Source organism: Hymenobacter terricola, assembly GCF_017921975.2.
GTDB lineage: Bacteria > Bacteroidota > Bacteroidia > Cytophagales > Hymenobacteraceae > Hymenobacter > Hymenobacter terricola.
Genome location: NZ_JAGEMO020000004.1, coordinates 30,408 through 56,886 on the forward strand (window position 1 = coordinate 30,408; position 26,479 = coordinate 56,886).

The 26,479-nt window shown below is 61.5% G+C and carries 24 protein-coding genes; all 24 read left to right on the forward strand.

All coding sequences use genetic code 11. The features are described from left to right. Positions 1 to 66: 66 nt before the first annotated feature. The 24 genes from J4G38_RS05195 (at position 67) to J4G38_RS05315 (ending at position 26,358) form a co-directional block, all read left to right on the forward strand. Positions 67 to 804 (forward strand): phosphoadenylyl-sulfate reductase, encoded by a 738-nt coding sequence (locus tag J4G38_RS05195; protein WP_210516303.1) that lies wholly within the window; start codon positions 67 to 69, stop codon positions 802 to 804. 81 nt (positions 805 to 885) lie between these two features. After that, positions 886 to 1,800, forward strand: coding sequence for a sulfate adenylyltransferase subunit CysD (cysD, locus tag J4G38_RS05200; protein WP_210516302.1), 915 nt, complete (start codon positions 886 to 888; stop codon positions 1,798 to 1,800). A 104-nt stretch (positions 1,801 to 1,904) separates the two neighbouring features. After that, positions 1,905 to 3,146, forward strand: a complete 1,242-nt coding sequence (locus J4G38_RS05205; protein ID WP_210516301.1) for a sulfate adenylyltransferase subunit 1 — start codon at positions 1,905 to 1,907, stop codon at positions 3,144 to 3,146. A gap of 115 nt (positions 3,147 to 3,261) precedes the next feature. Next, entirely contained in the window at positions 3,262 to 4,071 is an 810-nt protein-coding gene (cobA, locus tag J4G38_RS05210) for a uroporphyrinogen-III C-methyltransferase (protein ID WP_210516300.1), read from the forward strand. Between the two features lie 57 nt (positions 4,072 to 4,128). After that, positions 4,129 to 6,012 carry an assimilatory sulfite reductase (NADPH) flavoprotein subunit gene (locus tag J4G38_RS05215; RefSeq protein WP_210516299.1) on the forward strand — a complete coding sequence of 628 codons (1,884 nt, stop codon included), beginning with the start codon at positions 4,129 to 4,131 and terminating at the stop codon, positions 6,010 to 6,012. Between the two features lie 308 nt (positions 6,013 to 6,320). Further along, positions 6,321 to 9,218, forward strand: a complete 2,898-nt coding sequence (locus J4G38_RS05220; RefSeq protein ID WP_210516298.1) for a TonB-dependent receptor — start codon at positions 6,321 to 6,323, stop codon at positions 9,216 to 9,218. Positions 9,219 to 9,363: 145 nt separating this feature from the next. Further along, entirely contained in the window at positions 9,364 to 11,058 is a 1,695-nt protein-coding gene (locus tag J4G38_RS05225) for an NADPH-dependent assimilatory sulfite reductase hemoprotein subunit (RefSeq protein ID WP_210516296.1), read from the forward strand. A gap of 20 nt (positions 11,059 to 11,078) precedes the next feature. After that, entirely contained in the window at positions 11,079 to 12,605 is a 1,527-nt protein-coding gene (locus tag J4G38_RS28920; protein ID WP_210516294.1) for a TSUP family transporter, read from the forward strand. A 149-nt stretch (positions 12,606 to 12,754) separates the two neighbouring features. Continuing rightward, positions 12,755 to 14,209: a leucyl aminopeptidase family protein gene (locus tag J4G38_RS05240; protein ID WP_210516292.1), complete on the forward strand. Its 1,455-nt coding sequence runs from the start codon at positions 12,755 to 12,757 to the stop codon at positions 14,207 to 14,209. A gap of 52 nt (positions 14,210 to 14,261) precedes the next feature. Continuing rightward, positions 14,262 to 15,290 carry a 4-hydroxythreonine-4-phosphate dehydrogenase PdxA gene (pdxA, locus tag J4G38_RS05245; RefSeq protein WP_210516290.1) on the forward strand — a complete coding sequence of 343 codons (1,029 nt, stop codon included), beginning with the start codon at positions 14,262 to 14,264 and terminating at the stop codon, positions 15,288 to 15,290. Between the two features lie 104 nt (positions 15,291 to 15,394). Then, positions 15,395 to 15,928 (forward strand): YceD family protein, encoded by a 534-nt coding sequence (locus J4G38_RS05250; RefSeq protein WP_210516289.1) that lies wholly within the window; start codon positions 15,395 to 15,397, stop codon positions 15,926 to 15,928. A gap of 70 nt (positions 15,929 to 15,998) precedes the next feature. Then, a complete protein-coding gene (gene rpmF, locus J4G38_RS05255; RefSeq protein WP_210516287.1) occupies positions 15,999 to 16,229 on the forward strand; it encodes a 50S ribosomal protein L32 in 231 nt (76 codons plus the stop codon). A gap of 116 nt (positions 16,230 to 16,345) precedes the next feature. Beyond that, positions 16,346 to 17,287, forward strand: a complete 942-nt coding sequence (plsX, locus tag J4G38_RS05260) for a phosphate acyltransferase PlsX (protein WP_210516285.1) — start codon at positions 16,346 to 16,348, stop codon at positions 17,285 to 17,287. 150 nt (positions 17,288 to 17,437) lie between these two features. After that, a complete protein-coding gene (locus tag J4G38_RS05265) occupies positions 17,438 to 18,448 on the forward strand; it encodes a beta-ketoacyl-ACP synthase III (RefSeq protein WP_210516283.1) in 1,011 nt (336 codons plus the stop codon). 167 nt (positions 18,449 to 18,615) lie between these two features. Continuing rightward, positions 18,616 to 19,179 (forward strand): elongation factor P, encoded by a 564-nt coding sequence (gene efp, locus J4G38_RS05270; RefSeq protein WP_210516281.1) that lies wholly within the window; start codon positions 18,616 to 18,618, stop codon positions 19,177 to 19,179. A 75-nt stretch (positions 19,180 to 19,254) separates the two neighbouring features. After that, entirely contained in the window at positions 19,255 to 19,716 is a 462-nt protein-coding gene (accB, locus tag J4G38_RS05275; RefSeq protein ID WP_210516393.1) for an acetyl-CoA carboxylase biotin carboxyl carrier protein, read from the forward strand. 104 nt (positions 19,717 to 19,820) lie between these two features. Continuing rightward, positions 19,821 to 21,167 (forward strand): acetyl-CoA carboxylase biotin carboxylase subunit, encoded by a 1,347-nt coding sequence (accC, locus tag J4G38_RS05280; protein WP_210516279.1) that lies wholly within the window; start codon positions 19,821 to 19,823, stop codon positions 21,165 to 21,167. Positions 21,168 to 21,260: 93 nt separating this feature from the next. Beyond that, the gene (locus J4G38_RS05285; protein ID WP_210516276.1) at positions 21,261 to 21,536 is read left to right on the forward strand and encodes a hypothetical protein; all 276 of its coding nucleotides are present in this window, start codon (positions 21,261 to 21,263) and stop codon (positions 21,534 to 21,536) included. Continuing rightward, complete coding sequence (locus J4G38_RS05290) at positions 21,536 to 21,907, forward strand: type II toxin-antitoxin system VapC family toxin (RefSeq protein WP_210516274.1); 372 nt, start codon at positions 21,536 to 21,538, stop codon at positions 21,905 to 21,907. The genes J4G38_RS05285 and J4G38_RS05290 overlap by 1 nt, the downstream gene beginning before the upstream one ends. A 41-nt stretch (positions 21,908 to 21,948) precedes the next feature. Continuing rightward, positions 21,949 to 22,326: a hypothetical protein gene (locus tag J4G38_RS05295; RefSeq protein WP_210516272.1), complete on the forward strand. Its 378-nt coding sequence runs from the start codon at positions 21,949 to 21,951 to the stop codon at positions 22,324 to 22,326. Positions 22,327 to 22,448: 122 nt separating this feature from the next. Continuing rightward, positions 22,449 to 22,808, forward strand: a complete 360-nt coding sequence (locus J4G38_RS05300; RefSeq protein ID WP_210516270.1) for a hypothetical protein — start codon at positions 22,449 to 22,451, stop codon at positions 22,806 to 22,808. A gap of 297 nt (positions 22,809 to 23,105) precedes the next feature. Continuing rightward, positions 23,106 to 23,711: a hypothetical protein gene (locus J4G38_RS05305; protein ID WP_210516268.1), complete on the forward strand. Its 606-nt coding sequence runs from the start codon at positions 23,106 to 23,108 to the stop codon at positions 23,709 to 23,711. A gap of 510 nt (positions 23,712 to 24,221) precedes the next feature. Beyond that, entirely contained in the window at positions 24,222 to 24,842 is a 621-nt protein-coding gene (locus J4G38_RS05310; protein WP_210516266.1) for a Uma2 family endonuclease, read from the forward strand. A 112-nt stretch (positions 24,843 to 24,954) separates the two neighbouring features. Next, positions 24,955 to 26,358, forward strand: a complete 1,404-nt coding sequence (locus J4G38_RS05315) for a dihydrolipoamide acetyltransferase family protein (protein WP_210516264.1) — start codon at positions 24,955 to 24,957, stop codon at positions 26,356 to 26,358. Positions 26,359 to 26,479: the final 121 nt, after the last annotated feature.

Sequence of the window (26,479 nt, forward strand, 5' to 3'; positions counted from 1 at the left end):
CCGGGCGCCCCCTCCATCTGGCGTTTCCCCACTCCCACCCAGGGAAAGCCACATCCTTTTTGCATCATGCAAGTCGCATCGGAGGCGCTGGTCACGGACCTGCGCCAGCAGGTGGCGGGGCGCACCGCCCTCGAAACCCTGGCCCTCGTGGCCGAAACCTTCCCCGGAAAAGCCATTTTCTCGACCTCCTTCGGGCTCGAAGACCAGATTATCAGCCACCTGATTTTCACGCACAACCTGCCCATCAAGGTATTCACGCTGGATACGGGCCGCAATTTCCAGGAAACCTATTCGACCTGGAACAAGACCCTGCTGAAGTACGAGCGGCCCATTGCCACCTATTTCCCGCGTCAGGAAAGTGTAGAGCTGCTACTCCGCACTAAGGGACCCAACAGCTTCTACGACAGTGTGGCAGCCCGCAAGGAGTGCTGCGGTATCCGCAAAGTGGAGCCGCTGGCGCGGGCCCTGGCCGGCCAGCAGGCCTGGCTCACGGGCATCCGGGCCGAGCAGTCGGCCAACCGCCAGGAGATGCACCCCGCCGAGTGGGACGCCAGCCACCAGCTGGTGAAAGTGCACCCGCTCTTCAACTGGACCTGGGACGACTGCTGGGATTTCGTGCACGAGCACAGCATTCCTTTCAACCCGCTGCATCTGCAAGGGTTTGTGAGCATTGGCTGCGCGCCGTGCACAAGGGCCATCGCGGCGGGCGAGGACTTCCGCGCCGGCCGCTGGTGGTGGGAAGACCAGTCCGCCAAGGAGTGCGGCCTGCACGACACGGCCGCTGAAATCGTGGCGGAGCGCTAACCAAGGCCCTTTTTATTCACTGTCATTTTATGGATTCCTACCCGCCGGGCTTTTGAATCCGCCTACTTTTTCATCCTTCTGATGAGCTCAATACCCTCCCTCGACTATCTCGACCGGCTCGAAGCCGAAGCTATTCACATCCTCCGCGAAGTAGCCGGCCAGTTCGAGCGGCCCTCGCTCCTGTTTTCCGGCGGCAAAGATTCCATCGTGCTGGTGCATCTGGCTAAAAAGGCCTTTCGGCCGGGTCGGTTTCCGTTTCCGCTGGTGCACATCGACACCGGCCACAACTTCCCCGAGGTGCTGGAATTTCGCGACCAGCTGGCGGCTGAATTGGGCGAAAAGCTCATCGTGCGCAGCGTGGAGGCCACCATTAAGAAGCAGAAGCTGCGCGACGGCACCGGCAAATTCCCCAGCCGCAACCCACTCCAGACCTACACGCTGCTCGAAGTCATTGAGGAATTCGCGTTCGACGCCTGCATCGGCGGGGCCCGGCGCGACGAGGAGAAGGCCCGCGCCAAGGAGCGCATCTTCAGCATCCGCGACGAGTTTGGGCAGTGGGACCCCAAGCGCCAGCGCCCCGAGCTGTGGAACATCTACAACGGCCGCATTCAGCGGGGCGAAAACGTGCGCGTCTTCCCCATTTCGAACTGGACGGAGCTGGACGTGTGGCGCTACATCCAGCGCGAAAGCATTGCCCTGCCCAACATCTATTTCGGCCATTCCCGCACCTGCGTGGTGCTGCCCAGCGGCCAGCTGCTGGGCCTGAGCGAACACCTCACCCTCGACGACGACGACGAAATTGTGGAGCGTCAGGTCCGCTTCCGCACCGTGGGCGACTCCACCTGCACGGCCGCCGTGGAAAGCGACGCCGTGACCATCGACGACATCATCGCCGACCTGCTGCTGGCCAAAGTGAGCGAGCGCGGCGCCACTCGTTTGGACGACAATATCTCCGAAGCTGGCATGGAAGACCGGAAACGCAACGGATATTTTTAATTTTTTGATGTGAAAATGTGCTGGTGTGCTTGATGTAAAAATCCATCGAAAACGGCCTTCAATCAGCACATTCATCATATTTCCGCATCAGCACATTATATAAAATGGACCTTCTCCGATTCATCACCTGCGGCAGCGTCGACGACGGCAAGAGCACGCTTATTGGCCGCCTGCTGTACGACAGCGACTCCGTTTCCTTGGATGTACTGGCAGCCATCGAAAACCGGCCCGCCGTGCACGGCGCCATCGATTTGGCTTTGCTCACCGACGGCCTGCGGGCCGAGCGCGAACAGGGCATTACCATCGACGTGGCGCACAAATATTTCACCACGCCACGCCGCAAATTCATTATTACCGACGCGCCCGGCCACGTGCAGTACACCCGCAACATGGTCACCGGCGCGAGCAATGCCGACCTCGCTATTGTGCTGGTGGATGCCCGCCTGGGCGTGATTGAGCAGACCCGCCGGCACACGCTGGTAGCGGCGCTGCTGGGCATCAGGCAGTTTGTGCTGGCCGTGAATAAGATGGATTTGGTGGGCAACGACGAGGCCGTTTTCGACGCCATCGTGGCCGAGTATACGACCGTGACGCGCCAGCTCGACGTGGCTGATGTGGTGGCCATTCCGCTCAGCGCCCTGCACGGCGATAACGTGGTGCGGCGCTCCCACAAGCTGGCCTGGTACGCCGGTCCCAGCCTGCTGGAGCATCTGGAGCAAATCGACGTGACCGAGGATGTGAGCGCCGACGAGCCGCGCTTCCAGGTGCAGTATGTAATTCGGCCGCAGCAGGTTGACTTGCCGGACTACCGGGGCTATGCCGGCCGGATTCAGAGCGGCGTGTACCGCAAGGGCGACAAGGTGCGGGTGCTGCCTTCGGGCCTCGAAACCGAGATTGAAGCCCTCGAAGTGGGCCAGCAGGAAGTGGACACGGCCGTGGCGCCGCAGGGCGTAATCATCCGCCTGCGCGATAATGTGGACGTGAGCCGGGGCGATTCCATCATCGTGGCCAGCAGCAAGCCGCACGTGACGCGGGCCTTCGAAGCCACGCTCTGCTGGATGGACGAGCGCACCCTGGAGCCGGGCCAGAAGTTCCTGCTTCAGCACCACACAGCCCTGGTGAAAGCCTCCGTATCGGCGCTGCTGAGCAAGACCAACGTGGAAACCCTGCTTCGCTCCGCCGCCGAATCGGCCCACCTGAACGACATCGTGCGGGTGCGCATCAAAACCGCCGTGCCGCTGGTGGCCGACGCCTACCAGAAGAACCGCGCCACGGGCGCCTTCATCCTGCTCGATGAGCAAACCGGGGCCACCCTGGCCGCCGGCATGATTGACGCGACGGAATAGCTTATAGCTGTTAGTTGCTGGTTGTCAGTTGCTAGTCCATTCTAAAACTGCTGCTAACACCAAAACTTTGACAACCACACCTGACAACCAACAACTGACAACTGACAACTAGAAAATGTCCAGCCTCACTCCTTCTTTCGTGCCTCGCCTGACCGTCGTCGGGGCCGGCCCCGGCGACCCGGAGCTGCTTACCCTCAAGGGCCTGCGGGCGCTGCACGAGGCCGATGTGGTGCTGTACGACGCGCTGGCGAACGACGAGCTGCTGGCCCATATGCGGCCCGGCGCGCTGGCTGTTTTCGTGGGCAAGCGCCGGGGCGTGCGGGCGCATTCGCAGGACGAAATCAACGCGCTGATTGTGCGCTACGCCTGGCAATATGGCCACGTGGTGCGCCTGAAGGGCGGCGACCCGTTCGTGTTTGGGCGCGGCCGCGAGGAAATGCTTTATGCCGAAGCGCACGGCTTGGCCACGGCTTACGTGCCGGGCATCAGCAGTGCGGTGGCGGCGGCGGGCAGCATCGGAATTCCGGTTACGCACCGGGGGCTGAGCGAGGGCTTCCGGGTGATTACGGCCACTAATGCCCAGGGGCAGCTTTCGAATGAAATCCGACAGGCGGCCCGCACGCCCCGGGTCACGACGGTTATTCTAATGGGATTGAATCAGTTGCCGACCATTACCGCCTTGTTTCAGCAGTTTGGCGGGGCGACGGTGCCGGTAGCCATCATCCAGAACGGCACGCTGCCAAATGAGCGCATCGTGACCGGCACCGTGGCCGATGTGGCCGCCAAAGCCGCCGATGCCGGCATCGGCGCGCCGGCCGTCATCGTGATTGGCGAAGTGGTGCGGCTGGTGAAAGAAGCGCCGCTGGCCCGGGTTGCTTTTTCGGTCCTGCTGACGGTGCGCGAGCAATATGCCAAAGCTGCCTGATAGTCTAACCCTCTCCTTCCGTGCCCATTTTTTTCTCCTGAATTCTTTCCTATCGATATGCCTACGCCCGCAAATATTTCAGCCAATCCCGCTGGCTTCGACGACGATACGCTGCAACGCCTGACCTCCGGTCTCAACGCCCAGCAGCTGCTGTGGCTGAGTGGCTACCTGTATGGCCGCGCCGGTGCCGGCGCATCGGCACCGGCGCCGGCAGCATCATTTGCCAAATCGGTGGGCGCCGCTCCGCAGCTGCCGCGCCTCACCATTCTCTACGGCTCCCAAACCGGCAACAGCAAAAAGGTGGCCCTGCAAACAGCCGAATTAGCCCGCCAGCGCGGCCTGACCGATGTGGTGGTGCAGGACATGAACGACTATGCCGGCCGCACCCTCCAAACCGAGCGCCGCCTGCTGGTGGTGGTGAGCACCCAGGGCGAGGGCGACGCGCCCATCTCGGCCGAGGACCTGCACCAGTTCCTCGGCAGCAGCAAGGCTCCGAAATTGCCCGAGCTGCGCTACGCCGTACTGGCCCTCGGCGACCGCAGCTACCTGCAATTCTGCCAGACCGGCCAGGAATTCGATGAGCGCCTGGCCGCCCTCGGGGCCCAGCGCCTGGTGGAGCGGGTGGATTGCGACGTGGATTTCCAGGAGCCCGCCCGGCAGTGGGCCGAGCGGGTGCTGGCCGAATTGCTGGCCGGGGCGCAGTTGGATTCCGTTGCGGCCGAAGTCGGCATTCGGCAGGAAGCCACGCCGTCGAGCCGGATAGTGGTGCCCGCCGGGCCGGCCGTGAATTTCCCCCTCGGCATCGAGTTGGAAGAACCGCTGGAATACTCGCGCCACAACCCGTTTTTTGCGCCGGTGCTGGAGAAAATTCAGCTCAACGGCCGGGGTTCCTCCAAAGAAACGTTCCACCTGGAATTGTCGCTGGCTGGGTCGGGCCTACGCTACGAGCCGGGCGATTCCCTGGCCGTGCTGCCCGTGAATGGGGCCCAGTTGGTTGCCGAAGTCGTGCAGGCCGCCCGTCTGCACGCCGATGCGCCGGTGCGGCTCGATGAGACGGAGCTGGACCTCGCCACCGCCCTCACCGGCCACCGCGAGCTGACCACCCTCACCCGCGACGTGCTGGAGCGCTACGCGGGCCTGTCCCCCCGGCACGGCCGCCTGCGCGAGCTGCTCGATGGTGACCGCACGCAGCTGCAACACTACCTCTACGGCCGCGATGTAGCCGATTTGCTCACCGAATACCCGGCCGAATTATCGGCCCAGCACCTGGTTGCGGTGCTCCGGCCCCTGCAGTCGCGGGCCTATTCCATCGCCTCCAGCCTGTTGGCCCACCCCGACGAAGCCCACCTGACCGTGGGCGCGCTGCGCTACCACGCGCAGGGCCGCCACAAGCGCGGCGCGGCTTCGACCTTTTTAGCCGAACAACTGGGCATCGACGGGCTGGCGCGGGTTTTCGTGGAGCGCAACGAGTACTTCAAGCTGCCGACGGACCCCGATACCGACATCATCATGGTGGGCGCGGGCACGGGCGTGGCCCCGTTCCGCGCCTTTGTGGAGGAGCGGGTGGAGCTGGGCGCTGCCGGCCGCAACTGGCTGCTGTTCGGCAACCCGCACTTCACCACCGATTTCCTCTACCAAACCGAGTGGCAGCAGCACCTCAAGCGCGGCGGCCTGCATCAGTTCGACGTGGCCTTTTCCCGCGACCAGGCCGATAAGCTCTACGTGCAGCATCGCCTGCTCGAAAACGCCCGCGACGTATTCGGCTGGCTCGAAAACGGCGCACATTTCTACGTCTGCGGCGATAAAACGCGCCTGGCCAGCGCCATCCAAACGGCCCTCACCACCATTGTGCAGCAGCAAGGCGGCTTCTCGGCCGACGATGCTGCCGCCTACGTGCATAACCTCAAAAAGCAGCGCCGCTACCTGGAGGACGTGTATTAAACGGCCGTCATGCAGAGCGCAGCGAAGCATCCCGCGTGCCACTACTAATCCAATCGATTGAATTACTACCACCCGCGAGAGGCTTCGCTGCGCTCTGCATGACCGCCTAAAATGGTCTAAAACTACTGGCTACTCCACTCTTTCTGAGCTATGAAAACGCTTACCATCCCAACGCTAATTGCCCGATACAGCCTCATTGGCTGCTGTTGTTGAATCTGCCTTCGCCCCTGCACCAGGCCCAAACGCTGGCACTGCCCATCAAGCCCGGCTGAGTCCCTTCAACAACTTCCCTGCAATCATTTTTTGAGATGAAATTTTATTCCTCCACCTTTTGGCTGTTTTTACTGCTGCTGCTGGTCAGCGCGACGGCCGCTTTTGCCCAAACCGAGCTCATTGCCATCAGTGGTGAAGTGCGAGAGAGAGGCACCAACGAACCCCTGCCCGGCGTGAGCGTGAGCGTGAAAGGCGCTACGATGGGCACCCAAACCGACCCTGCGGGCAAATTTGAGCTGCAAGCCAAGCTGCAATATCCGTTTGTGCTGGTGTTCAATGCCATCGGCCACGATGCGCGGGAAATCGAAATTGCCAAGGGCAGCCGGCGCATCGCCGTGTCGCTGGATTCCCGCGAAATCATCACCAACGAAGTCGTGGTATCGGCTTCGCGGGTGGAGGAAAGCCGGCTGAAATCGCCGGTGGCCATTGAAAAGCTCGATATCCGGGCCATCAAGGAAACGCCCGCACCGAGTTTTTACGACGCCTTGGAAAACGTGAAAGGCGTGCAGATGACCACCAGCAGCCTCACCTTCAAAGTGCCGAACACGCGGGGCTTCAACATTCCGAACAACTTCCGCTTCATGCAGCTGGTGGATGGCGTGGACATGCAGGCGGCCACTCTGGGCGTGCCGCTGGGCAACGCCATCGGGCCGACGGAGCTGGACATTGCCAGCGTGGAAATCACGCCCGGCGCGGCCTCGGCGCTCTACGGCATGAACGCCATCAACGGCATGGCCAACCTCACCACCAAAAGCCCCTTCACCTACCAGGGCCTGAGCGTGTACCAGAAAGTGGGCGTGAACCACGTCGACGGCATCGACCGCGACCCGAGCGTGCTCAACGAAACGGCCATTCGCTATGCCCAGGCAGTCAATAACCGCTTTGCCTTTAAGGTGAACGGCAGCTTTATGCGCGGCACCGACTGGCTGGCCAACACCCAAACCGACCAGAACCCGCAGAATCTGGCCTCGGCCAACCCGCGCTTCCCCGAGCTGAGCGGCCCCGCCAACCCCGCCGCCGACCTCTGGAACCGCTACGGCGACGACAACAGCGGCAACGTGAGCATCACCATCCCCTACAACGGCCGCAACGAAACCTTCAACGTGCGGCGCACCGGCTACTACGAGCAGGACCTCACCAACCCCATCGTGCGCAACATCAAGGCCGACGCCAGCCTGCACTACAAGCTGAAGGAAAACCTGGAGCTGAGCTACGGCTACCGCTTCGGCCTGATGGACGGCGTGTTCCAGCGCGGCAACAAGATTCAGCTCGACGGCGTGACCGTGCAAAACCACAAAATCGAGTTGAAAGGCAAGGACTTCACCGCCCGCGCCTATATGCTGCTTGAGGACACCGGCAACTCTTACAACCTCAACCCGCTGGCCCTGAACCTGGACCTGCAAAACGGCTCCAATACCGTGTGGGGCAACAAATTCAGGACCGAGCTGCAAAGCCGGCTCACCGCTGGCACGGCCCTGGCCGCCGCCATGCAGCAGGCCCGCGTGGTAGCCGATGCCGGCCGCGCCCAGCCCGGCACGGCCGCCTTCAACGACCTGAAAAACCAGATTATTCACACCAATAACTGGGACAGCGGCGTGAACGTACCGGGCGCGCCCACCCCCGGCGGCGCGGCCCTCACCCAGCGCAGCCGCACCTACCACACCGAAGGCACCTGGAGCCTCGGCGACCGCATCAAGTTCGCCGATGTGCTGCTCGGGGCCGATGCCCGCCTCTACGAAGTCATTCCCGACGGCAACAACTTTGTGGATTTCAGCCGCCCGCTGGCCGAGCGCATTCAGGCCGGTGGCAACAACCTCTACTACAAGAAAGCCGGCGTGTTCGGCCAAGCTACCAAGCTCTTGCTGCAAGACCGGCTGAAGCTAACCGCCTCGCTCCGGGCCGACTACAACCCCGAATTTTCGCCCAAAATCAACCCGCGCATCGCCGCCGTCTACACCGTGGCCGAGCAGCACAACTTCCGCGCCTCCTACCAGAACGGCTGGCGCTTTCCCTCGCTGTTCGAAGCCCTGTCCTTCGTGAACAACGGCAACGTGCGCCGCGTGGGCGGCCTGGCCCGCGTGAACGAAGGCCTGAACTACCTCGATAATTCCTACACGCTGGCGTCCATCACCAACTTCAACGCCGCCGTGAATGCCTACGTGGCCGCCAATTCCGGCAGCACCGCTGCCCAGGCCGCCGTCCGCCCCGAAATCCGCAGCCTGCTCACCGTCGGCCACCTGCCCACCGAGCAGCCCGAGCAAATCAACGCCTACGAGGTCGGCTACCGCAGCGTACTCTTCGACAACAAGCTTTCCATCGACGCCGACGCCTACTATAACATCTACTCCGGTTTCCTGGGCCAGGTCGAAGTAAGCGTGCCCAAAAACGCCACCGGTCAGCAAGTAGCCGTGGGCTCCGATGACGCCGTGCTGGCCGCCCTCAACGCCAACCGCTCGGCCCGCCAGGACCGATACCGCGTCTATACCAACGCGTTGAACAAGTACAAGAGCTACGGCTCGACGCTGGGCCTGACGTATAACTTCTACCAGAAATTCACTATTGGCGGCAACGCCAGCTACAATAACATCTCGGCCAATAGCCAGTCCGACATCTTCGTCACTGGCTTCAACACCCCGAGATGGGCCACCAACGTGAGCTTCGGCAACCGCGAAATCGTGCACAACATGGGTTTCAACGTGGTGTGGCGCCACCAGGACTCGTTTTACTGGGAAAGCCCGCTGGCCAACGGCCAGGTGCCCGCCTACCAAACCGTGGACGCCCAGGTGAACCTGCGCGTGCCCGTCCTCAAAACCACCATTAAAGTAGGCGGCGCCAACCTGCTGAACAACCGCTACATCCAGTACGCCGCCGGCCCCACCATCGGCGGGCTGTATTACGTGGCGTTGACGTTTGATAATACGGTAATCCGGTAACGATTAACCTCACCCCCGGCCCCTCTCCTGCGGAGAGGGGAGCCTGACAATTTCTGACAGGAGCATAACCAGTGCCCCCTCTCCGCGGGAGAGGGGGGCAGGGGGTGAGGTTACCTAGCCGCGCAGCCTTTACAAATTCCATATCATGTCCTCCAAACCATCCGAAGTAGAAGTCGTCAAGGACGCCAGCAACTACCTGCGCGGCAGCATCGTCGAGAGCCTGGGCAACCGCATCACCGGCGCGCTGAACCACGACGACACCCATCTCATCAAGTTCCACGGCTCGTATCAGCAGACCGACCGCGACCTCGACAGCGAGCGCAAGCGCCAGAAGCTGGAGCCGCTGTTCTCCTTCATGATTCGGGTGCGGGTGCCCGGCGGCGCGGCCACGGCCCCACAGTGGCAGCGCATGACCGAGCTGTCGGACGAGTACGGCAACGGCACCATCAAGCTCACCACCCGCCAGGCGTTCCAGCTGCACGGCGTGCTGAAGCGCGACCTCAAAAGCACCATTCAGGGCTTCAACGACGTGCTGCTGGACAGCATCGCGGGCTGCGGCGATGTGAACCGCAACGTGATGTGCAACCCCAATCCGCACGAGTCGGCCGTGCACCAGCAGGTGTACGAGGCGGCCACCGCCATCAGCGCCCACCTCACGCCGCGCACCACCGCCTATTGGGAGCTGTGGCTGAACGGCGAGCAGCAGACCACCACCGAGGCCGCCGACGAGGAGCCGATTTACGGCAAAACCTACCTGCCGCGCAAGTTCAAAATCGCGCTGGCCATCCCGCCCTACAACGACGTCGACATCTTCGCCAACGACATCGGCCTCATCGCCATCGAGGAAAACGGCCGGCTGCTGGGCTTCAACGTAGCCGTGGGCGGCGGCCTGGGCATGACCTTCGGCATGCCCGAAACCTATCCGCGCCTGGCCGACCTCATCGGCTTCGTGCCCGCCGATAAAGTGGTGGAGCTCTGCGAGAAAGTCGTGACCATTCAGCGCGACTGGGGCAACCGCGAAAACCGCAAATTTTCCCGCCTCAAATACACCATCGACCGCGTGGGCCTGCCGGTTTTTCAAGCCGAGCTGAACCAGCGCCTGGGCTACGACCTCATCCCGGCCCGCTCCTACCGCTTCGAAAGCTCCAGCGACGCCTTTGGCTGGTCGGGCGATGCCCAGGGCCTGTCGCACCTCACCTTGTTCATCGAAGGCGGCCGCATTCACGACCTGCCCGGCTACGGCCTGAAAACCGCGCTCAGCGAAATCGCCAACTTTCACACCGGCGATTTCCGCCTCACCGGCAACCAGAACCTGATTCTGGCCAACATCGAGGCCACCCATCGCAGCCGCATCCAGGCCATTCTGGAAGCGCACGGCGCCTGGCCCGGCACCGCCCGCCAAACGGCATTGCGCCAGAACTCCCTGGCCTGCGTGGCCCTCAACACCTGCTCCCAGGCCTTTGCCGAAGCGGAGCGCTACCTTCCTCAATTACTTGACAAGCTGGAAACGGTAATCCGCACTCACGGCCTGGCCCAAGCAGGCATTCTGATTCGGATGACGGGCTGCCCCAACGGTTGCGCTCGCCCCTACCTCGGCGAAATTGGCCTGGTGGGCAAAGCTCCCGGCCGCTACAACCTGTACCTGGGGGCCAACTACGCCGGCGAGCGTCTGAACAAGCTCTACCGCGAAATGCTGGACGAAGAAGGCATTCTGCGCGAGCTCACGCCCCTGCTGGCCGCCTATGCCGCCGGGCGTAACCAAGATGAACGGTTTGGCGATTTTGTCATCCGGCAAGGCTACGTGGCAGCAACTACCCACGGCCTGAACTTTCATAATTGATATTTCCTCTCGATATTGTCATGCCAACCTCGCTCATGGACCATCCCCTGCCGGCCTCCCCAACGGCCGGAGCCGCTGGCTCCGATGCTACGCCCAACCCGCTGTTTCCGGTTTTTCTGAAGCTGGAGCAGTTTCGGGTTTTGCTGGTGGGCGGCGGCAACGTGGGCCTGGAGAAGCTGGGGGCTATTCTGCGCAACAGCCCGGCCACGACCGTGACGGTAGTAGCCACCATTTTCCTGCCCGCCCTGCGCGAGCTGGCCGCCCGCCATACCCGCGTCCGGCTCATCGAGCGCCCGTTTCACGACAATGACCTGCCGGGCCACGACCTGATATTTGTGGCCACCGACGACCCCGCCCTCAACCGCCACATAAAGGCCGGAGCCAGCGAGTTGGGCATCCTCACCAACGTGGCCGATACGCCGGCCGAGTGTGACTTCTATCTGTCCTCCGTGGTGCAGAAAGGCGACCTGAAAATCGCCATTTCTACCAATGGCAAATCGCCCACTGTGGCCAAGCGCCTGCGCGAAGTGCTGGAAGAAACCCTGCCCGAAGAGTTGGACTCCCTGCTTCAGCAGATGACCATCATCCGCGGTCGGCTCAAAGGCGACTTCGCCCAAAAGGTAAAATCCCTCAATGCCGTGACCGCCGAACTGGCCAACGGCCCGGCCTATGAATCGCCGGCTACGGCCTACTGGCGGCGCACGGCCACCGGCGCGCTCATCGCCTTCGCTGGCTTCATCGCGCTCAATATTCTCTCCTATTATTTCACCTGGGCCCAGGCCGTTCACCTGCTGGAGTCTTCCACCACGTTCTACACCTTTGTGGCCGTGGGCTTTATCGCGCAGCTGATTGACGGCGTGCTGGGCATGGGCTACGGCGTGGTGTCGGCCATCAGCCTGATGTCCTTGGGCCTGCACCCGGCGGCCGTGAGTGCCAGCATTCACACCGCTGAAATGTTTGCCAGCGGCGCATCGGGCTACCATCACTACAAGTTTGGCAACGTCAACAAGAAACTGTTCAAAGTGCTGCTGCTGCCGGGCATTGCCGGCTCGGTGGGCGGCGCCCTGCTGCTGGCCCACTACGGCGAGCAGTACGCCGCCTGGATTAAGCCCATCCTGGCCGTGTACCTGCTCATTCTGGGCGTTCGCATCATCACCCGGGCTTTCAAAAAAACCGATAAGCGCCGCAAGGTGAAGCACGCGGGCTGGCTGGCCGGGGCCGGGGGCTTCCTCGATTCGTTCGGCGGCGGGGGCTGGGGGCCGCTGGTTACCAGTACCCTCATTGCCAACGGCCGCACCCCGCAATACGTCATCGGCACGGTGAGCATTACCGAATTCTTCGTCACGTTTGCCAGCGCCTTCACTTTTTTTGCCGTCATGGGGCTTTCGCACTGGGAAATTGTGCTGGGTCTGATTGTGGGCGGCGTGGCCGCCGCGCCCATTGCGGCCCGGCTGGCCGGGCGCATCCCCACCCGCTGGATGTTTGTGGGCGTGGGCCTGATGGTAATTTTCTGGAGCCTGTGGGCCCTGCGCAAGGTGTACTTTTGAGGCTATTCTATGGATAGAACGTCATGCTTCGGCTGCGCTCAGCGTGACGTTCTTCTCTTACCAAAAAACTACGAATTAGTAATAGTAAACCGGCCCGTTGCCCGGACTCGGCTACCTTCGCGTCCGTATTACCTCAGCTACTCCCGTTCATGTCCCTCGCCCTTGCCCACGTAGCCGCCGCGCCGGCCCAATCCACGCAGGTATTCATCCTGCCCCACGGCACCACGGCCCTGCCCACGGCCGCTGCCGGAGACTTGCCCGCCGCTGCCACCAGCTACGTGGAAAAAGCATTGGCCGACGACCAGAAGCTTATCCACCTCAACCATTTCAGCCACCACCACTACTATGTAGTGCTGGCCGATAAGCCCACTGCCGCGCAAGTAGCCGAAGCCCTGCGCCGCAGCGGCCACACCCTGCTGGGCCTGCTGAAAACCGAAAAAGTAAGTGAGGTTTTCCTCCAAAACCTCACCAGCACGTCCAATGCGGCCCTGCTGCTGGCCGAAGGCCTGGCCCTGAGCGCTTACCGTTTTGACTACAAAACCGACGAGAAATCGCGCAAAGCCCCGACGCTGACTCACGTTTATCTGGTCGATAAAGCCGCCACCGTGGCCCAAATCCATGAGCTCAACGGCCTGCTGCAAGGTGTATTTCTGGCCCGCGACCTCGTGAACGCGCCGCTCAACAAGCTCAACGCCATGCAGCTCGCCGAGCGCATCGCCGAAGCCGGCGACGAAGCCGGCTACACCACCGACATCTTCGACCTGGCAAAAATCGAAGCCCTGCGCATGGGCGGCCTGCTCGCCGTCAACCTTGGCTCGCCCGAGCCACCCACCTTCAGCATCCTCGAATACAAGCCCGCCAACGCCCGGAACGCCAAGCCCTACGTGCTGGTGGGCAAAGGCGTGGTGTTCGATACCGGCGGCCTCAGCCTCAAGCCCACGCCCAACAGCATGGACATGATGAAGTGCGACATGGCCGGCGGCGCGGCCGTGGCCGGCACCATCTTCGCCCTGGCCAAAAACCACGTTCCGCTGCACGTTATCGGCCTCGTGCCCGCCACCGACAACCGCCCCGGCGGCCTCGCCTTCGCCCCCGGCGACGTGCTCACCATGCACAGCGGCCTCACCGTCGAAGTGAAAAACACCGATGCCGAAGGCCGCCTGCTCCTCGCCGACGCCCTCAGCTTCGCCAGGAAATACGAGCCCGAGCTGGTCATCGACCTCGCCACCCTCACCGGCGCGGCCGTGCGCGCCCTCGGCACCGAAGCCTCCGCTTCCATGGGCACCGCCGGTGCGGCCACCATGCAGCAGCTCTCCGAAGCCGGCTATGCTGTGCACGAGCGCCTGCTGGAATTCCCCCTCTGGGACGAGTACGCCGACCACATTAAGTCCGACATCGCCGACCTCAGCAACCTGGGCAAAGGCGAAGCCGGCCACATCTCGGCCGGCAAATTCCTGGAGCGTTTCGCCGTCGGCTACCCTTGGGTTCACCTCGACATCGCCGGCCCCGCGTACCTGACAGCTGCCGAAAGCTACCGGGGCAAAGGCGGCACCGGCATGGGTGTGCGCTTGCTCTATGAGTTTTTAACGAAACAGCTTGCTTAAATAGCACGTCGTGCTGCGCGCCGCGCAGCACGACGTTTCAGTATAATATAAAATGCCCCACAACCTCCCCCGCCTCGGCTTTTCCGTGGGCGACCTTGCCGGAATCGGCCCCGAAGTCATCTACAAAACCCTGCTCGATGAGCGGCTGCTGAAAATCTGCACGCCCGTTATTTACGGCACTGCCACAGCTCTTTTCGCGGATTTCCCCGACGCCTCCGACGCGGAGCACCTCACCTTCCGTCAGTTGCGCGACGCCGCCGATATTGCTCCCGGTCGCCTCAACGCCGTGACCTGCTGGGATGAAGACTTCGTGCTCGCGCCCGGCCAGCCGTCGCCCGCCACTGGCCAGGCGGCCCGCGAGAGCCTTCTGGCTGCCAGCCGCGACCTCAAAGCCGGCAAGCTCGACGCCCTCGTCACGGCCCCCATCAGCAAGGACAACACCCAGGCCGACGACTTCCGCTACCCCGGCCACACCGAGTTTCTGACCAGCTTTTTCGAAGCCCCCGAGAGCCTCATGTTCTTGGTTGATGAGGACTTGCGCATTGCCACCGTCACGGGCCACGTCCCGCTCAAAGACGTGCCTGCCCGCCTCACGCCCGAACTGCTGCGCACGAAAATCACCTTGTTGCTTAAGTCGCTGAAGCAAGACTTTGGCATTCTCAAGCCGCGTATTGCCATCCTGGGCCTCAACCCCCACGCCGGCGAAAACGGCCTGCTGGGCAGCGAAGAAGGCGACGTAATAACGCCCGTTATCCAACAGTTTGCCCAGGACGGCCACCTCGTTTTCGGCCCCTTCCCGGCCGATGGCTACTTCGGTACCCAACAGTTCCGGCAGTTCGACGCCACGCTGGCGCTCTACCACGACCAGGGCCTGATTCCGTTCAAACTCATGGCCTTCGAGCGCGGCGTAAACTTCACCGCCGGCCTGCCGGTGGTGCGTACCTCGCCCGACCACGGCACTGCTTACGGCATCGCCGGGCAGTTTAAGGCCGATGAGTCATCGTTTCGCGCCGCCGTGTATCTGGCCTGTGAAATATGGAAGCAGCGCTGGACGGAAGCCCAGCCGCGCTCGGTCCGGTAGCCCGGAAGTAGCCCGCTGAGCACACTATCGCAGAGAAAGTTGGAGGTGTTTTTTGGCAAAAAGCCGAAATTTCACTACTTTTGCCCCCTGCTATCAAGCCGCTCGTGAAAAAAGAAAGCCAATACGACCTCAATCTTGCCAGACTGACGCTGAAAACGCATCATTTTGAGTACGAGTTGGGTCCCGACTTTTTTGCCTTATTCGACCAACCTTTGGTGGAAGAAGGCCAGCTGCACGCCGATGTGGAGGTGGTGAAAACCGAGCGGTTGATGACTCTCAACTTTCACATCACCGGCACCGTGCGCCTGACCTGTGACCGCAGCCTCGACGAGTTCGACCAGCCGCTGGACATTCAGGAGCAGCTGCTGGTACGCTTCGGCGATGAAGCCAAAGAGCTGGACGACAACGTGCTGCAAATCACGCCCGAAACCCAGACCCTACCGCTGGCCCAGCACCTCTACGATTATATCGGCCTCGCCCTGCCCATGAAGAAGCTGCATCCGCGCTTCCAGGACGAAGCCGACGACAACCCCGACGCTCCCACCAAGCTCATCTTCAGCACCCGTCCTGCCGATGATGCGCCCGATGACGACGAGCCGGCCGACCCGCGTTGGGCCGCCCTGCGCAACCTGAATTAATCCGTCAGCGCCCCGAGTCGCTTCCCCAACTCCTAACCCGTAATTCAAAAACTCATAATTCTCCGCAACCATGGCTCATCCTAAGCGCCGCACCTCTTCCGCCGTTCGCGACAAGCGTCGTACCCACTACAAGCTGACTCCTAAGGCCGTGACCTTGTGCCCCAACACGGGCGAGCTGCACCTGCGCCACAAGGCGTACGTGGTTGACGGCGACCTGTACCACAACGGCCAGCTGGCCATCAAAAACTACTCGAAGGTGAGCGCTGCGCCCGCCGCCGACGCCTCGGGCGACGACGAATAGCGCATCAGGTTGTTACTTCGCGGTACCAAACGGTCCGGCTTCGCTCCTTTTTTAAGCCAGCGGAGCCGGATTTTTGGTAACTTCTCTCTCCGCTGACTTCCCCAAACACCTCGTTCATGAAAATAGCCCTCGACGCGATGGGCGGCGATTTCGCCCCCCAAGCCGCCGTGGCGGGTGCCCTGCTGGCCGCCGAACAACTCGCCGGCCGGGCCACCATCGTCCTTATTGGTCAGGAAGATGCCGTACGGCCCCTACTCCAGGCCGCCGGCCCCGCTGGAGCGGCGCTGGAGTTTGTCCACGCGTCGCAGATTATCGACATGGGCGAACACCCGGCCAAAGCGTTCCAGCAGAAGCAGGACTCCAGCATCGCTGTGGGCTATAAAATGTTGCTGGCGGGTGCAGTCGATGCTTTTTGCTCGGCTGGCAATACCGGGGCCATGCTCGTGGGCGCCATGCTCACGGTGAAGGCCGTGCCCGGCGTTATCCGGCCCGCCATCGCCAACTTTGTTCCCAAGCTGGCCGGCCACTTCGGCATCCTGCTCGACGTGGGCGCCAACGCCGAGTGCAAGCCCGAGATGCTGGAGCAATTTGGCGAATTGGGCTTTTTGTATGCGCAGTATGTGCTGGGCATTGCGGAACCGAAAGTGGGCCTCGTGAACCTGGGTGAAGAAGAAGGCAAGGGCACGCCCATCACCCAAGCCGCGCACCAGTTGCTGAAAGCCAACCCGCACCTGCATTTCGTGGGCAATATCGAAGGCCGCGATATGTTTAACGACAGGGCCGACGTGATTGTGTGCGACGGCTTCACAGGCAACATCCTGCTCAAAATGGCCGAGTCCATCTACGAGATGATGGAGGAAAAGCACCTTCACGACCCGTTCTTCGACAAGTTTAATTACGAGGCCGTGGGCGGCTCGCCCATCCTCGGCATTAATGACAATGCCATCATCGGACACGGCCGCAGCACGCCGCTGGCCATTGGCAATATGCTGGTACAGGGCTTCAACATGGCCGACTCTGGCATTGTCGACCAAATAAAAGCTACTTTTAAGACCTGAACACGGCCCCCAGCCGTGGAAAAACCTCCGGCTCCGGCCGGATTTTTTTTAGATACTTTTCGGCTCATTGCCGGTGCGTTAAGGACTTGGCAGGAACACTTGCCCGGCCCCGATTCCCATATCTCGCTTGCCCCGCCTACTTTTGCCCGTATGAAGATTACTGCTGCCATTACCGGCGTGGGCGCCTATGTGCCCGATTATGTGCTGACCAATGCCGAGCTTGAAAAGCTGGTCGATACCAACGACGAATGGATTATGTCCCGCACCGGTATCCGGGAGCGCCGCATCCTGAAGGGCGTCGACCAAGGCTCGTCCGTAATGGGCACAAAAGCAGTGCAACAGCTGCTTGACAAAACCGGCACCAATCCCGATGACGTGGAGTTGCTGATTTGCGCTACCGTGACGCCCGACGTGCTGTTTCCGGCCACGGCCAACATCATTTCCAACGGCGTGGGCATCACCAAAGCCTTCAGCTACGACCTGAATGCGGCCTGCTCCGGCTTTCTCTACGCGCTGGCGACGGGAGCGCAGTTCATTCAGGCGGGCACGTATAAAAAGGTGATTGTGGTGGGGGCCGACAAGATGTCGGCCATCGTAGACTACACCGACCGCGCCAACTGCATTCTCTTTGGCGACGGCGCTGCTGCGGTGCTCCTCGAACCCAGCACCGAGGGTTTAGGCATTCTCGACCAAGTGCTGCGCTCCGACGGCAGCGGCGAGGCCTACCTGCACCAGAAAGCGGGCGGTAGCCGCCGCCCGCCATCCCACGAAACCATTGACCGCCGCGAGCATTTCATTTACCAGGAAGGTGCTACGGTGTTTAAGTTTGCGGTGAAGAGCATGGCCGACGTGGCCGCCCAGGTGATGGAGCGCAACCACCTCAGCAACGACGACGTGGCGTGGCTGGTGCCCCACCAAGCCAACAAGCGCATCATCGACGCCACCGCCAACCGCATGGGCGTGGGCCCCGAGAAGGTCATGCTCAACATTCAACACTACGGCAACACCACCAACGCCACCATTCCGCTGTGCCTGACCGATTACGAAAGCCAGCTGCGCAAGGGCGACAACCTGGTGCTGGCAGCTTTCGGCGGCGGCTTCACCTGGGGTTCAATTTATCTCAAATGGGCCTACGACGGCGATAAAGTGGCGGCGAAATAGCCGCTGTATACTGGCGGTTCGCTGGTAGTCCCGGTCCTTATCCCCCAGGGCCTCGTACTTCAAATGCCAGAGCTGATATCCACACGTTTATCTCAGCCTACAGTTCAAAAAACACCCACAACAACAAGCCAACGGCTAGCCGCTAGTAGCTTACAGCAACAACAACCATGGCAAGTACCGCCGACTTCCGCAACGGCCTCGTTCTGAACTACAACAACGAGCTGCACGTCATCACCGAGTTTCAACACGTGAAGCCCGGCAAAGGCCCCGCTTTTGTGCGCACCAAAATGCGCAACATCAAAACCGGCCGCACCATCGACAATACCTTCAACGCCGGGGTGAAAGTGGAGACGGCCCGCGTGGAGCAGCGTCCGCACCAGTTCCTCTACAAAGACGATTACGGCTACAACTTCATGGACAATGCGACCTTCGAGCAGGTGGTGCTGCCCGAGGCCATGCTGCCCTTTGCCGACCTGATGAAGGAAGGCCAGGAAGTAACCATCCTCATGCACGCCGAAACCGAGCAGCCGCTGACGGCGGAGCTGCCCACCACTGTTGACCTGGTGGTGACGTACACCGAGCCCGGCCTGAAAGGCGACACCGCTACCAACACCCTGAAGCCCGCCACGGTGGAAACCGGTGCCCGCATCCAGGTGCCGCTGTTTATTGATGTGGATACCAAAATCCGTATCAAAACCAGCGACTACAGCTACGTCGAGCGCGTGAAATAGCCGTTAGTGAACAGCTAATAGCGCTCAACTAACCGCTCATTGAATATGTCAAATTCGCCCAAAAAGGACGCTGCCATGAAAGCCAAAGAAATACAGGAATTGCTCGATTTTATTGCCAAATCGGGTTTGAACAAAGTCAACATTGAAACCGAGGAATTCAAAATTTCGGTGCAGCGTGACCCTAATACCAAACAAGTAGTGAGTGTGGCCGCCCCCATGGCCCATGCGCCGGCCCCGGCGGCCGCACCAACTCCGGTGGCCGCCCCCACCCCGGCCACTCCGGCCGAGGCACCAGCAGCCAGCTACAAGTCCCTGAAAGCGCCCATGATTGGCACTTTCTACCGCAGCAGCGGCCCCGATACGCCGGCCTTCGTGCAAGTGGGCGACATGGTGGAGAAAGGCCAGGTTATCTGCATCATCGAAGCCATGAAGCTGTTCAACGAGATTGAGGCGGAGGAAAGCGGCCGCCTTGTGAAGGCGCTGGTGGAGAATGCCACACCCGTGGAATACGACCAGCCGCTGTTTTTGATTGAATAGCGCCGTTTGAATTATGAGTTATGAGTTATGAATTATGAGTTCTCATCCAACTCGTAACTCATAACTCATAACTCATAATTTTTTACCTCATAACTCAACGAACCGTGTTTAAGAAAATTCTCATCGCCAACCGGGGCGAAATCGCCCTGCGCATTATCCGCACCTGCAAGGAAATGGGCATCAAAACGGTGGCCGTGTACTCGACTGCCGACAAGGAAAGCCTGCACGTAAAGTTTGCCGATGAGGCCGTGTGCATCGGCCCGCCCGCTTCGGCACTCTCCTACCTGAGCATGCCCAATCTGATTGCGGCGGCTGAAATCACCAATGCCGACGCCATTCACCCCGGCTACGGCTTCCTCTCGGAAAACGCGGAGTTCTCGCGCATCTGCGCCGAAAACGGCATCAAGTTCATCGGGGCCTCGCCCGAGATGATTAACCAGATGGGCGACAAGGCCACGGCCAAAGCCACCATGATTAAAGCCGGCGTGCCGGTGGTGCCGGGCTCGGTGGGCCTGCTCGAATCGGTGGAGCAGGGCAGGAAGATTGCCAATAAAATCAAGTACCCCGTCATCATCAAGGCCACGGCCGGCGGCGGCGGGCGCGGCATGCGCATCATCCACAGCGACGACGAATTCCAGAAAGCCTGGGACGATGCGCGGACGGAATCGAAGGCCGCGTTCGGCAACGACGGCATGTACCTGGAGAAGTACGTGGTGGAGCCGCGCCACATCGAGGTGCAGATTGTGGGCGACCAGTTCGGGCACGTCGCGCACCTGTCGGAGCGCGATTGCAGCATCCAGCGCCGCCACCAGAAGCTGGTGGAAGAGGCCCCGTCGCCGTTTATGACGGACGCGCTGCGCGAGAAAATGGGCAAGGCGGCCATTGCCGGGGCCTCGGCCATTGGCTATGAGGGCGTGGGCACGATTGAGTTTCTGGTGGATGCCAACCGGGATTTCTACTTCATGGAGATGAACACCCGCATCCAGGTGGAGCACCCGGTGACGGAGGAAATCATCAACTACGACCTCATCAAGGAGCAAATCAAGGTGGCGGCGGGCATCCCGATTTCGGGCAAAAACTACTTCCCGAAGATGCACGCCATGGAGTGCCGCATCAACGCCGAGGACCCGCGCAACGGCTTCCGGCCCGCGCCCGGCCGCATTACCACGCTGCACATCCCCGGCGGCCACGGCGTGCGCGTGGATACGCATGTGTATGCCGGCTACCAGATTCCGCCCAACTACGATTCGATGATTGCCAAGCTCATCACCGTGGCCCAGACCCGGGAGGAGTGCATCGTGAAAATGAAGCGCGCCCTGAGCGAGTTCGTGGTGGAAGGCGTGAAAACGACCATCCCCTTCCACCTCGCGCTGATGGATAATGAGCAGTTCCGCGAAGGGAATTTCACGACGGCTTTCCTGGAGCAGTCGTTCGATTTCTCGACGATATAAGCAGTTGAAGTAGCCGTGGAAAAGGCCGGTTAAATAACCGGCCTTTTCTATTTGCCTGAACGGCTTGCCGTTTCTTTCCGTTATCTTGGCACTATGCAACCGCACATTCTGACTATCCCAGACGATGAAAACTACCGCCAACTTGTTCGGCTGGTGGAAGCTATTGGCTTACAAATTAGTACTGATGGCTTGGTTTCCAAACAGGAAAATCTAGCTTCAGCCCACGTTATCCGGCCCGCCCTGACGGAAACCGAACGGCAGCGCCACTTGGCCGTCATTGCCCGTGGTGGCAGCGGCCAGAGCATCGCCGACCCCTTGGCCTGGCAATGCGAAGTGCGCCAGGACCGCCCGTTGCCCGGCCGCGACTAATGGCGTACCTGCTCGATAGCAACCTGCTTATCTATTCGGCCGACGCGGCGCATGCGTTTTTACGGCCGCTGGTGCAAGACCCGGCCAATTATGGTTCGGCTGTTTCGCAGGTAGAAACGCTCGGGTTTCACCGGTTGGTTTTGGCCGACAAGTTCTATTTAGAGTCAATATTTACCCTCCTCGGCGTTTTGCCCGTTAGCCAACCGATTATTGAGCGGGCAACTGTTTTGCGCCAACAGCAACGCATGACGCTTGGCGATGCCCTCATCGCGGCAACCGCTTTGGAGTATGGCTTGGCAGTAGCAACCCGCAACATGAGCGACTTTACGCCCGTTGTGGTCTTATCCGTATACAATCCTTTTGTATCGTGATGGGCCGGGTAATTCGTCCTAGTGAATCCCTCATGGGCTCAATGAAAACACGCACTAAAAACAACCAGTTGCTGGCCTGCTTTCTTTTAAGCGCGGCCGCCCTCGCCCTCACAGCCTGCGCCGATGCCTGCAACGGCAACATCGAAACCCTGGTGCTCTTTGCCAAGCCGGGGCCAAAGGGCGTGGGCCGCGCCACCTACGTCGATGTGCTGAACAAGCCCGGCCTGGGCATCAAAAAGACGCTGCTCTACGAGGGCAAGGAGTTCGGCACGTTCGAGCACGTCGTCATCATCAACGACCCGGAAGGCCGGTTTGCCAAAAACAGCAAAATCTGCTTCACCACCTACCGCACGAATGCCCCCGAGACGGGCGGCGACCTGACCGAGGAAGGCATTCCCGAAATCACCGTGGAGAAGTAACCGGTCGCCTCCGGCCCCTAGCCGTGCAACCCCACCAGCGGGCCGGAACTCTTACGTGGAGTTCCGGCCCTTTTCTTTGCTTGATGCGTCCATTGCTACTTGCCTGCCTGCTGCAATCCCTTATGTCCTGTCCGCTGAGCCGGGCGATGGCGCAGGCCGCAATGACGCCCCCGCCGCCTCGGGATACGGCCTACGCAGTGCACAACTTGTTTCGGGAGCGCCGGCACGGGGCCTTGCAGGGAGCTTCGCTGGGCCTGGCCGGGGTGTCGGGGGCAGTATTCGAGGTGGTGAACCATCAGCCCAAAACGTCGGCGGCCATTATTATCGTCACCGCCTTCTTCACCGTGCTGGATATCCGGCAGCTGGCCCGCTACAGTGAAAGCCGGGAAGGCCTCATCGTGCGGCAATACGAGCAAGGCTGGCCGGTGCCGGCCGATGTTCGCCGCCGGCTGCGGCGCAAGCATTTTCGGGCGCTGAAGTAGCCCCGGCTCTGGCTGGGGCCGCGCGGCCCCTGACCAGAGCCGGAAGCAGGCGCGGCAGCGCGGGCCTTTCCCCAGTCGCGGCGGGGTTTTTCCCCGCCTCGGCGGGGGGCGGCCCAGGCGCGGCTGGCTTTTCTCCCGCCCCGGCCGGGCCACCTCCCGCCGAGGCAGGCTTTCCTCCGGCCCCGCCCGCCGGGCAGCCAGTCCCGGCCCCAAGAAACCCAGGAGCCGCGGCACGCGAAATTCATTCAAAATCAGCTACTATTGTACAGTTACTACCCCCAACTCTCTGTTTTACTTATGGCCGATTTCTTTCCCAACTCGCTACCGACTCTCACCGACTGGGTGGCCCTGCAAACCCGCAAGCGCCCCGACTACGCCGCCGCCCTCGGCCTCACGCCCCAGGACGTGCAGGAACGCGCCGCCGCCGACGCGGCCGTGCTCAAGGCCACCACCGACGCGGCCGATGCCCTCAACACCTCGGCCGCCCTGGTGAGTGCCCGCGACGAGGCCATCCGCAGCTACTCGGCCCAGGCCCGCGCCGACATTGCCCGCGCCAAAACGGCCCCCGGCTACACCGAGGCCATCGGCAAAGATTGCGAGTGGCTCAGCTCAGCTGGCGCCCTCGACCCCGCCACCCTCCAGCCCACCCTCGCCATCAGCGACTCGGCCGAGGGCCTGGTGCTGAAATGGAGCAAAAACGGCCAGGACGGCGTGAACGTGTACCGCCGCCCCGCCGGCACCGCCGTCTGGGGCCGCGTGCTGGCCTTCGATTCCCGCTCGCCCTACATCGACACCGAAACCGGCCTCAGCGGCTCCTACGAGTACTACGTGCAGCTGATGAAGGACGACCGGCCCGTGGGGCAGGCCTCGGACATCGTGGCGGCGATGCACGGGGGGCGGTAGTTAGGCCCTTTTGACTTCTACAATTAAAAAAAGGGTTGGTGCGTTTCCCGAAAGGAAATTCACCAACCCTTTTTGGCCTTATGACTCTTCGTTTTACTGTACTACAGAAAGGCTATTTCTGGCAGTTTATAGGCATCCTGTTCTGTATTGGCATACCCATTCTGATTGAGTTGATATGGAATTGCGACCCGCTTGAGGACTGTGACACCAAATTGCCCAGCCCCTGGGGCGAACTGTGCGGAGTATCACTCGTCCCCGCGTTCCTGTTGGGGATGGGGTTTTACTGGGTTGGGGCTGCCCACATTTTTATTTCTAATGCCCGGCCAGTACATAAGCTGTTAGCCGTTGGGGTACCACTCGTGCTCATTTGGTTAATGATGCGGAGTCTGTCCTGAGCGTCCGAAGACTTAGCCACCGTTTTCTAGCCTCACCATGTAAAACTCCGCCCCTGTCGCCCCACGTGCGGTTTGCTTCTGCCGCTACCTTTGCGGCTCTCGAAACCCTGGCCCCATGCACCCCGACGATTCCATGTACCAGCGCCGCTACACGGTGGCAGAATATTTCGCCCTGGAGGAGCAGTCCGACATGCGGCACGAGTATTACCGCGGCGAGATTTTCCCGATGGACGGGATTGGGCCGGAGGCGATGGCCGGGGCCACCTTCGCCCACAACACCCTCAAGCAGAACTGCGTGATGGCCCTGCGCCAGGGCCTGCGCGGCAGCGGCTGCCGGGTATTCGATGAAAACGTGCGGCTCGCCAGCGCCGACGACGACCATTTCACCTACCCCGACGTGCTGGTGACCTGCCACCCCGCCGACCGGGCCGAAACCCGCGTGGTGCGCCACCCCGGCCTCATCATCGAAATCCTGTCGGCCAGCACCGAGCTGCGCGACCGGGGCTGGGAATTCCAGCAGTACCAGCGCCTGCCCGACCTTCAGCAGTACGTGCTGGTGCCGCAGAAGCGGATGCTGGTTGAGAGCTATACCCGCACCAACCACGGCACTTGGGAGCTCACCACCCTGCGCCAGCTCACCGACACGCTGGAACTTGTTTCGTTGAAAATGGGCGTGCCCCTGGCCGCTATTTACGAAGATGTTGAGTTGCCGCCGCTCCGATTAGCCGACGTTTAACTCACTCTGAACGCCCCCGCCGCTCCTTGCGGCGGGGGCGTTCGGCTTTCTGGCTACCTTTGCCCCACCAAACTCCCACCCCAACTACATTCCCAAAAATACCCCACATACTATGGCACGAGTGGAAATGACGATGCCCAAAATGGGCGAAAGCATCATGGAAGGCACTGTCCTGAAATGGCTCAAGCAAGTTGGCGACGCAATTGAGCAGGACGAATCAGTACTGGAAGTGGCCACCGACAAAGTTGACACCGAAGTGCCGGCCATCTATGCCGGTGTGTTGCAGGAGATTCTGGTGCAGGAAGGCCAGGTAGTGGCCGTGGGTGCGCCTATCGCCATCATGGAAACCGATTCTGCTGCGGCTGGTGCTGCCGCTCCGGCCAGTTCGCCCGCCGCCCCGCAGGCCGCCCCCGCGCCTTCCAGCAACGGCAGCGCCGTACCCTACCTGCCCGAGCCCCAAGCTCCCCAGGCGGTCCAGCCAGTGGCCGGCGCCGAGCATCAGCCCGGCCGTTTTCTCTCGCCACTGGTGCTCAGCATCGCCCGCGAAGAAGGCGTGAGCATGACGGACCTGGAGTACCTGCCCGGCACCGGCAAGGAAAACCGCGTCACCAAAAAGGACATTCTCGACTACGTGGCCGCCGGCAAGCCGGCCCTGACGGGAGTGGCCGCAGCCACGGCGTCGGTGGAAGCGCCTGCGGTGGCCCCCGCGCCGCAGCCACAGGCCGCCCCGGCCGTGCAACCCGAAAAGCCTGCCGCCAGCACCTCGCCAGCCGCCCCGGCCACCAGGCCCGCGCCCAGCGTGAGCGGCGGCCAGGAGCTGATTGAGATGGACCGCATGCGCAAGATGATTGCCCAGCGCATGGTGGATTCGGTGCGGATTTCGCCCCACGTCACCAGCTTCGTGGAAGCCGATGTGACGGAGTTGGTGAACTGGCGCAACAAACACAAAGACGCGTACAAGAAGCGCGAAGGCGAAAACCTCACCTTCACGCCTATTTTCATCCAGGCCGTGGCCCGCGCCATCCAGGATTTCCCGATGATTAACGTGTCCATCGACGGCGACTACATCATTAAGAAGCGCGACATCAACATTGGCGTGGCCGTGGCCCTGCCCAGCGGCAATCTCATCGTGCCCGTCATCCACAACGCCGACCAGCTCAACCTCAACGGCCTGACCAAGAAGGTGAATGACCTGGCTGCCCGCGCCCGCATCAACAAGCTGAAGCCGGAAGACCTCGAAGGCGGCACCTACACGCTGAGCAACGTGGGCTCGTTCGGCAACGTGATGGGCACGCCCATCATCATGCAGCCGCAGGTGGCCATCATGGCCGTGGGCGCCATCAAGAAGAAGCCGGCCGTGATTGAGACGCCGCAGGGTGACCTCATCGGCATTCGTCACTTCATGTTCCTCTCGCACAGCTACGACCACCGCGTGGTGGACGGCTCGCTCGGCGGCATGTTCGTACGCAAAGTGGCCGATTATTTAGAGCAGTTTGACCCGAACACGGCCATATAAGCAGCCTGATTGAACAATAACAGGACGTCATGCTCATCTGGCGTCCGCGCAGCCGAAGCATCTCGCGGGTGGTGGTAATCCAACCTACTGGGTTTACTATGGCACGCGAGATGCTTCGGCC